Origin of the sequence: Vogesella amnigena, from assembly GCF_042648905.1 — a bacterium.
GTDB lineage: Bacteria > Pseudomonadota > Gammaproteobacteria > Burkholderiales > Chromobacteriaceae > Vogesella > Vogesella amnigena.
Genome location: NZ_JBHRYH010000025.1, coordinates 31,224 through 43,259, shown reverse-complemented (window position 1 = coordinate 43,259; position 12,036 = coordinate 31,224). Strand labels below are relative to the sequence as shown.

Sequence of the window (12,036 nt, the reverse complement as noted above, 5' to 3'; positions counted from 1 at the left end):
GATGGACGCCAGCGCGCGCTTGCTGGCCGACGTGCGTGCCTGTCGGCTGTGCGCGGCCAGCCTGCCGCTGGGGCCGCGCCCCTTGCTGCAGCTGGCGCCGTCGGCGCGCATCCTGATTGCCGGCCAGGCGCCGGGGCGCAAGGCGCACGCCAGCGGCGTGCCATTCGACGACGCCAGCGGCGAGCGGCTGCGGCAGTGGCTGGGTGTGGATCGCGCCTGTTTCTACGATGCGGAACGTATCGCCATTCTGCCGATGGGGCTGTGCTACCCCGGCAGCGGCAAGTCCGGTGATTTGCCGCCGCGGCCGGAATGTGCGCCGCAGTGGCGTGCCGCGCTGCTGGCGCAACTGCCGCAGTTGCAGCTGACGCTGGTGTTGGGGCAGTACGCGCTGGGCTGGCACCTGCCGCAGTACGCCACGGTAGGCGCTGCGGTGGCCGACTGGCAGGCCACGTTGTCACGCGGTGTGCTGGCGCTGCCGCACCCCAGCCCGCGCAACCAGCGCTGGCTGGCACAGCACCCGTGGTTTGCCGCCGAGGTGCTGCCGGTACTGCAGGCGCGGCTTACGGCTTTGCTTCACGATTTATGACGTTTGCTGGGCGCCGGCCATGTTGGCGGCTACCATGCAGGCATGATGTTGCCAAATGGGCGTTCCATGATGTTCAAGACAGGCTGGCTGTGCCTGCTGGCCATGCCGGCGTTGGCCGCAACCCCGGGCTACAGCTTTGTGACCGAAGAGTTTCCCCCTTATAGCTATGCGCAGGGCGGCCAGGCTGCCGGCCCGATGGCCGATGTGCTGCGTGCGCTGTGCCGGCGGCTGGAGCGTAGCTGCCGCATCGAGGTACAGCCGTGGCGGCGTGCGTTGCAGCAGGCCGAGGCCGGCAGGGTGGATGGCATTTTCACGGTGGTGGATATGCCGGAGCGGCGCCAGTATTTTCATATCAGCCCGCCGGTGATCCGCGCCCGCTACGTGTTTGTCGAGCTGGCGGTTTCGTCAAAACCCTGGCGTGGTCTGCCGGACCTGGCCGGACGTGCCGTGGGGGTATACGGCCCGTCTGCCACCGAGTCCGCGTTGCGGGAACTGGGCGCCGGTTACAGCTATCAGGCCAGCCAGGAAACCGACAACCTTGTGGCGTTGCGCAAGCTGGCCGCCGGCCGCTATGGCCCGGACGGACTGGTGCTGGTCAACGAAGGAGCGGCGCGCTGGCTGATCGAGAATCAACACATCACCGGCCTGCGCATGTTGCCGCCGGTGCGTGACCTGATGTACGCCTTCGGCCTGTCGCGTTTGCGGCTGGAGGAGCCCGAAGCAGCGCGCTTCGCTTCTGCCTTGCATCAGCTGTGCCACAGTGGCGAGATGGCACGGCTGGTGCGTCCTTACGGCTTGCAGCCGGCGCCCTGCAGCTAGACCATCACGGCTGGCGGTAGCCGGCCAGCCAGGCATCCACTGCGCCATCCGCCCCGGCCGGCAGGTGCAGTCGCAGCTTGCTGCGCCGCCACAGAATGTCTTCCGCGCTTTGCGCCCATTCCTTGTCTACCAGGTAACGCAGCTCGGCCTCGTACAGCCCGGGCTGGATTTCGCTCCCCAGTGCCGCCAGGCTGTCGGCGCCGGCCAGTACGCTGTCCACCCGGCTGCCGTAGGCGCGTGCCAGCCGTGCGGCCAACGCTGGCGGCAGCCATGGCTTGTGCTGTTGCAGGCCGGCCAGAAAGGCGTCGAAGCTGCCGCCTGGCAGGTCGCCACCCGGCAGGGGCGTGCTGGCGGTCCAGCCGGGCCGCGCGCAGCCCAGCAGCGGTGCCATCCGGTCCAGCACCTGCTCCGCCAGCTTGCGGCAAGTGGTGATCTTGCCGCCGAACACCGACAGCAGCGGTGCGCCGTTGCTGTCCAACTCCAGCGCGTAGTCGCGGGTGACGCCGCTGGCGTTGCCGTGCGCGTCGTCCAGCAGCGGCCGCACGCCGGCGTAGCTGGCCACCACATCGGCCGGGCCGATCTGCCGGCTGAAGTAGCGGTTGCTCATCGCGCACAGGTAGGCCACTTCGTCGCTGTCTATCGCCACCTGGTTGGCGTCGCCGTGGAAATCCACGTCGGTGGTGCCGATCAGGGTGAAGTCCTGCTCGTAGGGAATGGCGAAGATGATGCGCTGGTCCGGGTTCTGGAAGATGTAGGCATACGGGTGGTCGAACAGCCGCCGCACGATGATGTGGCTGCCTTTCACCAGGCGGATGGCCTTGTGCGCCGGCGCGTGGATCACCCCGCCCAGCAGCTGCTGCACCCAGGGGCCGGCGGCATTCACCACGGCGCGGGCGGCCACTTCATGTTGGCCGCGCGCATCCTGCAGCGTGCAGATCCAGCCATCGCCACTGCGGCGTGCCGCCACGCAGGCGGAGCGGGTGCGGATGTCGGCGCCGCGTTCGGCGGCATCCATGGCGTTCAGCACCACCAGCCGCGCATCGTTCACCCAGCCATCGGAGTATTCGAAACCGCGCTGGTAGCGCGGCTGCAGCGGCGCGCCGGCCGGGTGGCGTTCGAGGTGGATGCCGTGGCTGGCGGGCAGACGCCGGCGCCGCGCCAGGTGGTCGTACAGGAACAGCCCGCAGCGGATCAGCCAGGCCGGGCGCTGCGCGGCGTCGTGCGGCATCACGAAGCGCAGCGGCCACATGATGTGCGGCGCGGCGTCCAGCAGCACTTCGCGCTCCTGCAGTGCCTTGCGCACCAGGCCGAACTCGTAGTGTTCCAGGTAGCGCAGGCCGCCGTGGATCAGCTTGGTGCTGGCAGAGGAGGTGTGCGCGGCCAGGTCGTCCTTTTCGCACAGCAGCACTTGCAGGCCGCGGCCGGCGGCATCGCGGGCGATGGCGGCGCCATTGATGCCGCCACCGATTACCAGCAGGTCAACAGTTTGCACTTGGCGTTTCCTTGCTGCCGGCGCGCGGGCACCGGGCATGAATCAGTCATGGCGGCAGGATAGGTAAAAGCACACAGCAAAACAACAAAAAACGAAGATTTGATGTTGGAAAAATGTTGTATTTCCGGTGCCGGCTTGGCCGCAGCGGGGTGATCAGGCGCTGTCCTGCGCCCAGTGGATGGCGCTGCGTACCGCGCGCTGCCAGCCGGCCCGGTAGCGCGCCACCTCGCTTGCCGGCATGGTCGGCTGGAAGCGGCGCTCCAGCTGCCACTGCTGCTGGATGTCGGCGCAACCCTGCCAGTAGCCCACCGCCAGCCCGGCCAGATAGGCGGCGCCCAGCGCGGTGGTTTCGGTGATCTTCGGCCGCAGCACCTGGCAGCCCAGCATGTCGCTCTGGAACTGCATCAGCAGGTCGTTGACGCAGGCACCACCATCCACGCGCAGCTCGCTGATGGCGATGCCGGCATCGGCCTGCATGGCGGCGAGCACGTCCATGGTCTGCAGCGCGATGCTGTCCAGCGCGGCGCGGGCAATGTGCGCGGCGCTGCTGCCCTGGCTCAGCCCCAGCAGCGTGCCGCGCGCCTCCGGCTGCCAGTGCGGTGCGCCCAGGCCGGCAAAGGCCGGCACCAGGTACACGCCGCCGCTGTCCGCTACCTGTGCGGCCAGGGCGGTGACTTCGGCCGCGTGCCGGATCAGCCCCAGGCCGTCGCGCAGCCATTTCACCACCGAGCCGCCGATGAAGATGCTGCCTTCCAGCGCGTACTGCACCTGGCCATCCAGCTGCCAGGCAATGGTGGTCAGCAGCTGGTGGTGCGAGGCGATCGGCGCAGTGCCGGTGTTCAGCATCATGAAACAGCCGGTGCCGTAGGTGTTCTTCACCATGCCCGGCCGGGTGCACTGCTGGCCGAACAGCGCCGCCTGCTGGTCGCCGGCCGCACCGGCAATCGGCAGCGCCACGCCAAACAGCGCCGGGTGGCTGTAGCCGTACACCTCGCTGCTGCTTTTGACTTGCGGCAGCACGCTGGCGGGGATATCGAACAGGGCCAGCAGCTCGTCATCCCACTGCAGGGTATGGATGTTGAACAGCATGGTGCGCGCGGCATTGGATACATCGCTCACGTGTAGCCGGCCACCGCTGAGCTGCCAGATCAGCCAGCTGTCGATGGTGCCGAATGCCAGCTTGCCGGCGGCGGCGCGGGCACGGGCGCCGGGTATGTTGTCCAGCAGCCAGCGCAGCTTGCTGGCGGAAAAATAGGCATCCAGCTGCAGGCCGGTCTTGTCGCGGATCATGTCGGCTGCGCCCTGCTGGCGTAGCGACTCGCAGAACGGCGCTGTGCGGCGGTCCTGCCACACGATGGCGTGGTGCAGCGGCTGGCCGCTGTCGCGGTCCCACAGCACGGTGGTTTCGCGCTGGTTGGTGATGCCGATGGCGGCTATCTGGCTGGCGCTGATGCCGGCGCGGGCCAGGGCATCTGCCGCCACTGCCTGCTGCCCGGCCCAGATTTCCAGCGCGTCGTGTTCCACCCAGCCGGGCTGCGGGTAATGCTGCCGCAACTCCTGCTGTGCCTGCGACACGATATTGCCGCCGCGATCGAACACGATGGCGCGCGAGCTGCTGGTGCCCTGGTCCAGGGCCAGGATGAATGGTGCCGGCATGGTGTGGTCCTTGTGACTGCTGCATCGCCGCTGGTTACGGCCAGCTTCATTATGGCGTCATGTGTTGCGTTAATAGTACATACCTGCACCACAGGGCGCCTGCGGCCTGGCGTTACTTATTGCTACTGGTTTATCGAAAAATATTCACCTAGAGTAGGAAAGCATGCCAGAAGCGTATGCATCAGGCTTGCATTCCCCCGTAGCCAGCCACTGGCTGCCATCAGTGATTCCATGCAGAGGATGCGCTGCCGCATGAGCAAAGCCAGAACTCGCGTGCCACTGGACGCCACCGCACTGGACACCCTGCCGCTGGCCGCCTTTCGCGCCGAACTGCCCGGCCGGCTGAGCCATGTGAACGCGGCATGCTGCCGGCTGCTGGCCTTGCCGGCCGGCGAGGCGCTTGGCATGGGCTGGCTGTGCCGCATCGCTCCCGACGAACAGGCCCTGCTGTTGGCCGCATGGCAGCTGGCCGAGGCGCAGCACGACACGCTGCAATACGCCTGCCGCTTGCAATTGCCTGGCGGCGAGCTGCCAGCCCTGCTGCAGGTAAGCCAGGGCGTGGGCTGCCTGCTGCCGGGTCTGCTGCCCGCCATGGCAGCTACCACGCAAGAGGCCGCCGCGCTGCCCTATATGGTGTATCGCTGCCAGCCGGATACCGCGCGCACCCTCAGCTATTGCAGTGGCGGCGTGCAGAGCATTACCGGGCTGCCGGCCGCCAGCCTGCTGGGGCGCCCGGCGTTCGGGCTGGCGCGGCTGGTGCACGCGGCCGATGCGGCGCGGGTGCAGCAACAGTGGCAGCAACTGCTGCATGGCCAGCAACCGTGCCAGCTCAGCTACCGGCTGGTAGCCGCCGATGGCAGCGTGCGCTGGGTGGCCGACAGTTGCCACGGCGTATATGACGCCGATGGCAAGCTGCTGTACGTGCAGGGGTTTCTGGCCGATATCAGCCACCGCCAGCCGCAGCAGGGCGAGGGCGGGCCGGCACTCAGCCTGCAGGAAAGCTACGACCAGCTGCCGGAGCTATTGCTGTCGCTGGACCCGTACAGCGGCCTGGTGCTCAACTGCAACCGCACCCTGCAGGAGGCGCTGGGCTACCCGCGCGAGCGCATCGTTGGCCGCAGCATCTTCGAATTGCACACCCCGTCCAGCTGCCGCCAGCTGCAGCAGGTGATCCTGCCGCAGCTACTGGCCGGAGAAGACGTTGGCGGGGTGGTGCTGGAGGCGCTGGCCAGCGATGGCGAGCTGCTGCCGGTGGTGCTGGATATCAGCGCGGTGCGCGATGCCGAAGGCCGCATCATCCGCGCCCGTGCCCGCTGGCACAGCCAGCAGGCCCTGCAGCGGCGGGTATCCAGCCTGGAAGCCGACCTGCGGCTGCATGCACAGATACTGGACTGCATGCTGGAGGGCGTGTGCTTGGTGGATGCCGCCGAGCAGCGCATCCTGTACGCCAACCCGCGCCTGCAGGCCATGTATGGCTACCCGCAGGGCAGCATGCTCGGCCTGCCGCTGGCGCGGCTGCTGTCCAGCGATGGCCAGAGCCTGCCGCCGGCGCTGCTGCCCGCCTTGCAGCAGCATGCCCACTGGCTGGACGAGTGCCCCTGCTACCGGCTGGATGGCAGCGAATTCTGGGCGCGCAGCGGGGTGTCACTGTTCCGCCACCCGCGTGACGGCATGGTGTGGCTGCTGTCGCAGCAGGACATCACCAGCAGCCGCCTGGCGCAGCAGCAGCTGGCGCTGTCCAGTGCCGAGCTGACGGCGGTGGCGCGCATCCAGGGCGACTACATCGAGCATCACGACGAGCAGCACACCTACGAAACCATTCTGGCCCAGCTGCAGCAGCTTACCGGCAGCAGCTATGGCCTGGTGGGCGAGGTGCTTGCCGATGGGGACGGTCAGCCATTCCTGCGCCTGCACGCGCTCACCGACATCAGCTGGGACGACGCCTCGCGCGCCGCCTATGCCACGCTGTCAAGCGGCGGGCTGGAGTTTCACCGGCTGGATACCCTGCTTGGCCATGTCGTGCGTACCCGTCAGCCGCTGATAACCAACCAGCCGACGCAGGACGCGCGTGCCGGTGGCTGCCCGCACGGCCATCCGCCGCTGGACTGCTTCATGGCGGTGCCGGTGATGCATGGCGACGACATGGTGGGGCTGGTAGGGTTGGCCAATCGCCAGGGGGGTTACGACGAACAGCTGCTGGCACTGCTGCAGCCGCTGTTGCTGACCTATGGCCAGGTGATCAGCGCCAGCCGTAACCGCCATGCCTTCCGCCAGGCCAGCGAGGCGCTGCATCAGGCCGAGGCGCGCTGGAAATTCGCCATCGATGGCGCCGGTCACGGCGTGTGGGACTGGGATATCTGCAGCCAGCGGGTGGTGGGCTCCGCGCTGCTGGCGCAGATGCTGGGCTATGCCGAAAACGAGCTGTCCACCGCCGAGGCCGACTGGCGCGAGCGGGTGCACCCGGACGACCGCGACAAGGTGGAAAGCCGGCTGGCTACCGCCTTGCAGGCAGATGGCGGTACCTTTGTCACCGAGCACCGCCTGCAACATCGGGATGGCAGCTACCTGTGGGTGCTGGGCCGCGGCATGGTGATCAGCCGTAATGCCGATGGCGAGCCGCTGCGCATGATCGGCACCTTTACCGACATCAGCCACAGCAAGGCCACCGAGCTGGCGCTGCAGGCCAACCAGCTGCGCTTGTCCACCATGATCGACACCGCCATGGACGGCATCATCACAACCGATGCCGCGCTCAACATCGTGGTATTCAACCCGGCGGCGGAGCGCATGTTCGGGGTGAGTGCGGCCAACATGATAGGCCAGCCGCTGGACTGCCTGTTACCCAGTGGCAAGGCGGGGCGGCATCGCGACCTGATGCTGGAATTCGCTGACGAGGCGCAGCGTAGCGGCGGCATGGCCAGCCGCAGCGCCCGCCCGCTGCTGGGGCGGCGCGCCGATGGCAGCCAGTTCCCGGTGGAAGTGTCGATTTCCTACGCCGACAATGGTGGCGAGCCGATCTACACCGCGATGGTGCGCGACATCACCGAGCGCAAGGCGGCAGAGGAAGAACTGCTGCAGCTGGCCACCACACTGGAATACCGGGTGCAGGAACGCACCCGCGAACTGGAGGCGGCGCGCGAACAGGCGGAAAGCGCCAACCGTGCCAAGAGCAGCTTCCTGGCCAATATGAGCCACGAGATACGCACCCCGCTCAACAGCGTGCTGGGCATGGCCCACCTGGCATTGCAGACCCGGCTGGACGACAAGCAGCGCGACTACCTGAGCAAGATTGCCATTTCCGGCCAGCACCTGCTGGGGCTGATCAACGACATCCTGGACTTTTCCAAGATCGAGGCCGGCAAGCTGGCACTGGATAACACCGACTTCGACATCAAGACCCTGCTCGAAGAGTTGCGTGCCTTGCTGGCGCAGCGCGCGGCGGAAAAAGGGCTGCAACTGGAGATCGTGCTGCAGCCGCAGGTGGCGCGCTATCTGCACGGCGATGTGCTGCGGCTGCGGCAGGTGCTGCTGAACCTCTTGAGCAATGCCATCAAGTTCACCGACCGTGGCACGGTAAGCCTGCTGGTGAGCATGCAGCCAGGCGAACGGGTTGGTTTCAGCGTGTGCGACAGCGGCATCGGCATCAGCGAAGAGGCGCAGGCGCGGCTGTTCCAGAGCTTCGAGCAGGCCGACGGTTCCACCACCCGCAAGTACGGCGGTACCGGCCTGGGGCTGGCCATCAGCTACCAGCTGCTGCAGCTGATGGGCGGCAGCCTGCAAGTGCACAGCCGGCCGGGGCAGGGCAGCGAGTTCCGCTTCAGCCTGCTGTTGCCGGCCATCAATCACGCGCCGCCGCCGCCAGTGGCACCGCGCCCGGCGCAGAACTACCGCCGCCAGCTGGCCGGCAAGCGGGTGCTGCTGGCCGAGGACCACCCTTTCAACCAGCAGGTTGCCAGCGAGTTGCTGCAGGCGGTGGGCATGCAGGTGAGCATTGCCGCCGATGGCAGGCAGGCGCTGCAGCAGGCGCAGCGCCAAGCGTTTGACGTGATCCTGATGGACATGCAGATGCCGGAGCTGGACGGGGTGGAGGCCAGTCGCCTGCTGCGCCGCGAGCCACGGCTGGATGCGGTGCCCATCATTGCCATGACCGCCAATGTCAGCACCGAGGACAGGCAGCGTTGCCTGCATGCCGGCATGAATGACTTTGTCGGCAAACCGATACAGCCGGACAAGCTGTACCACACCCTGGCCTACTGGCTGGACGACAGCCATCCCGCCAGTAGCGAGGCGGCCTCTGCCAGCCCGCCGCCAGCGCAGGCCGAGCCGGCTGCCGAGCCAATGCCGGCCGCCGAGGAAGCACCGCTGCTGGATACCGAAGTGCTGTGCAGCATGCTGGGCAGTGATCTGGACAAACAGCAGCGCTATTGCGACAAGTTCGCCAGCTGGCTGCAAGAGGGGTTGGCCGCATTGCAGCAACAGGTGGCGCAGCGTGATGGCGATGGCGTGGCACGCGAGAGCCACCGGCTGAAATCCGTGGCGCGCACCGTGGGCGCCATGGCGCTGGGCGAGGCGCTGGCCGAGCTGGAAAAATGGCCGCAGCAGCGCGGCACCGCCGATATGGACAACGGCCTGGCGCAGGTGCAGCAATGCTTTGCCGCCACCCTGGCGCAGCTGCAACAGCGCCAATTGCTGAGCACGGCTACGGCGCCTGCCACCGCCGAGCCTGTCGAGCTTGCCGAGTCCGCCGTGATATTGCCCGGGGGTGACCGGCTGATGCTGGTGGATGACGACGCCTTCACCCTGGAATACCTGCAGCAGCAGCTGCAGGAACTGCAGGCCGGCGAAGTGGTGACCTGCGCCAGCGCACGTGCGGCACTGGCGGCCATGGACGGCCAGGCCGCGCCGGGCTGGCTGTTTGTCGACCTGCAGATGCCGGACATGGATGGCATCGCCTTCCTGCGCTTGCTGGGCGAACTGCACTACCCGGGGCGGGTGGTGATCTTGTCCGGTATGGACAGCCATGTGCTGAAAGCCACCGAGCGGCTGGCGCGTTCATTCGGGCTGGATTTTCAGGGCGCGCTGGCCAAGCCGGTGAGCCGCGATGCGCTGCGCAGCCTGCTGCGGCAGCAACAAGCCGGCCGCCATGCCGTGCGGCCCAGCCACAGCATGAACGAGCCGCAGCTGGATGAGGCCGAGCTGCGCCGCGGCCTGTTGCACGGCGCCATCGAACTGTATTTCCAGCCCAAGGTGGATACCGTCAGCTGGCAGGTGCGCGGCGCCGAATGCCTGGCACGCTGGCATCACCCGCAACTGGGGTTGCTGGGGCCGGGCCTGTTCGTGCCGATGATGGAGTCGCTGGGGCTGATCGACGACATGACCTTCATCGTGCTGCAGCTGGCGATGCAGCAGCAGCAACAGTGGCAGCAACAGGGCATGGACCTGCAACTGGCGGTGAATGTCTCGATGGACAACCTGTCGCGGCTGGACCTGCCGGAACAGTTTGCCGAGCTGGCACGCCAGCATGGCGTGGCGCCGGGCGACATCATGCTGGAAATCACCGAAACCCGGCTGGGGCGAGACCACGTGATGTGCCTGGACATCCTCACCCGGCTGCGCATCAAGGGCTTTGGCCTGTCCATCGACGACTTCGGTACCGGCTTCTCCACCATGGAACACCTGATGCGCACCCCGTTCACCGAGCTGAAGATCGACCGCGCCTTCGTTACCGGCGCCAGCCGCGACCCGTGGGCGCGCACCATCCTGGAAGAAAGCGTCAGCCTGGGGCGGCGCTTTGCACTCAAGCTGGTGGCCGAAGGGGTGGAAACCCAGGAAGACCTGGACCTGGTGGTGGCCGCCGGCTGCCAGGTGGTACAGGGCTATTTCATCGCCCGGCCGATGCCGGCGGGCGAATTCGTGCGCTGGCTGCACGACTGGCAATTGCAGCACGAACAACTGGTAGATAGTGGCAGCTAACAGCAAGCCGCCGCGCAGGCAGGCGGCCAGCGTCAACAAGGGGAACGCATCATGGATGAAACAGAGCGGGCAACATTGCTGGTGGTGGACGACGATCTTTTCATGCAGGAATTCATTGCCGACAGCCTGGGCGAACATTACCGGGTGCTGTGCGCCGATAGCGCTGGCGCCGGGCTGGAGCTGGCGCGGCAGCAGCAGCCGGCGCTGATGCTGGTGGACGTGCAGATGCCGGACATGGATGGCTATGCGCTGTGCCGCGAGGTGAAGGACGACTGGGACATCAGCGACACGCCGGTACTGTTCCTGTCGGCACTGGATGGCATCGAGGACCGCCTGCGCGGCTTCGAGGTGGGCGGCGAGGATTTTGTCACCAAGCCGGTGAGCCCGCGCATCCTGCAGGCCAAGATCGACCGGGTGCTGGCATTGCAGCAGGAGCGCCACCAGCTCAAATCGCAGGCACAGTACGCCACCAGCACCGCCATGACCGCCATGACCAGCATGAGCGAAACCGGCCTGCTGCTGGAGGTGATGAAGCGTTTCAACCAGTGCAGCGAGCCGCGCGAGCTGGCGCAGGCATTGCAGGAATCACTGGCGCTGTTCGGCGTGGATGGCCCGGTGGAGCTGCTGCTGTCGGACGAGGCCAGCATTGCGCTCAACAATCGCGGCCCGGCCAGCGAGCTGGAAATCTCGGTGCTGCGCCACATGGCCGGCATGGACCGCATCACCCAGTACAAGAGCCGGCTGTCGATCAGCTACCCGCACGCACGCCTGGTGGTGGTGAACATGCCGCTGGACGATCCGGACCGCTGCGGCCGGCTGCGTGATCACCTGGCCATGCTGCTGGAGGCTGCCGAGGCACGACTGGCCGCGATCAACAGCGCCCGGCTGGCCAGCCGGCGTGGCGACGCCATCAGCGGCACCATCGAAACCCTTACCCAGGTGCTGGCGGATATCGACCACAAGCAGCGCCAGGGCCGCGCCGACGCACTGACCGTGCTCAACAGCGTGCTGATGCGGCTGGAACAGTCGCTGGTGGGGCTGGGGTTGACCGAACGCCAGGAAGAAGCCTTGCTGGATCTGGTGCGGGAAGGGCTGGAGGATGTGTACGGCAGCCAGCAGGCCGAGGCCGGCTACCAGGACCAGCTCAGCGCGGCGGTGCACGGCCTGCAGCAGGCGATACACGGCGGCGGGAGGTAGGGTTGGGCAGTAGGGCGGATGCCCAGCGGGGGCGATCCGCCAGTTTGCGGCCAACGTTGCATGGCGGATCGCCCCCTGGGCATCCGCCCTACAGCATGTAGCCCGTAGCCCGGATAAGCCGCCGGCGCATCCGGGGCGTTTTGCCCACTTTCCCGGATGCGCTGCGCTTATCCGGGCTACCGGGGCATGCCTGCTGCCGCCCCAGCAGCGCACGAGCCATGCCTTCCGACGAGGCCGGGTTCTGGCCGCCCGTAGCCCGGATAAGCCGCCGGCGCATCCGGGGCGTTTTGCCCACTTTCCCGGATGCGCTGCG

6 protein-coding genes are annotated in these 12,036 nt (G+C 67.3%); 4 read left to right on the top strand and 2 right to left on the bottom strand.

Annotation, left to right across the window (positions count from 1 at the left end):
* The first annotated feature begins 1 nt into the window (after position 1).
* Positions 2-586 carry a uracil-DNA glycosylase family protein gene (locus tag ACFOKJ_RS12365; RefSeq protein WP_390280030.1) on the top strand — a complete coding sequence of 195 codons (585 nt, stop codon included), beginning with the start codon at positions 2-4 and terminating at the stop codon, positions 584-586.
* 66 nt (positions 587-652) lie between these two features.
* Entirely contained in the window at positions 653-1,405 is a 753-nt protein-coding gene (locus ACFOKJ_RS12360) for a substrate-binding periplasmic protein (protein ID WP_390280027.1), read from the top strand.
* Positions 1,406-1,409: 4 nt separating this feature from the next.
* Here ACFOKJ_RS12360 and glpD read toward each other — a convergent pair whose 3' ends face one another.
* Both glpD and glpK read right to left on the bottom strand, forming a co-directional pair.
* Entirely contained in the window at positions 1,410-2,897 is a 1,488-nt protein-coding gene (gene glpD, locus ACFOKJ_RS12355; RefSeq protein WP_390280025.1) for a glycerol-3-phosphate dehydrogenase, read from the bottom strand.
* A 153-nt stretch (positions 2,898-3,050) separates the two neighbouring features.
* Complete coding sequence (gene glpK / locus ACFOKJ_RS12350; protein ID WP_390280023.1) at positions 3,051-4,553, bottom strand: glycerol kinase GlpK; 1,503 nt, start codon at positions 4,551-4,553, stop codon at positions 3,051-3,053.
* A gap of 252 nt (positions 4,554-4,805) precedes the next feature.
* Here glpK and ACFOKJ_RS12345 point away from each other — a divergent pair, with 252 nt between their 5' ends.
* The gene (locus tag ACFOKJ_RS12345; RefSeq protein ID WP_390280021.1) at positions 4,806-10,526 is read left to right on the top strand and encodes an EAL domain-containing protein; all 5,721 of its coding nucleotides are present in this window, start codon (positions 4,806-4,808) and stop codon (positions 10,524-10,526) included.
* 51 nt (positions 10,527-10,577) lie between these two features.
* Positions 10,578-11,723, top strand: a complete 1,146-nt coding sequence (locus ACFOKJ_RS12340) for a response regulator (RefSeq protein WP_390280018.1) — start codon at positions 10,578-10,580, stop codon at positions 11,721-11,723.
* Positions 11,724-12,036: the final 313 nt, after the last annotated feature.

Coding starts and splice junctions, on each gene's coding strand:
- ACFOKJ_RS12365 (WP_390280030.1), top strand. CDS start 2: ATGGACGCCAGCGCGCGCTTGCTGGCCGACGTGCGTGCCTGTCGGCTG.
- ACFOKJ_RS12360 (WP_390280027.1), top strand. CDS start 653: ATGATGTTCAAGACAGGCTGGCTGTGCCTGCTGGCCATGCCGGCGTTG.
- glpK (WP_390280023.1), bottom strand. CDS start 4,553: ATGCCGGCACCATTCATCCTGGCCCTGGACCAGGGCACCAGCAGCTCG.
- ACFOKJ_RS12345 (WP_390280021.1), top strand. CDS start 4,806: ATGAGCAAAGCCAGAACTCGCGTGCCACTGGACGCCACCGCACTGGAC.
- ACFOKJ_RS12340 (WP_390280018.1), top strand. CDS start 10,578: ATGGATGAAACAGAGCGGGCAACATTGCTGGTGGTGGACGACGATCTT.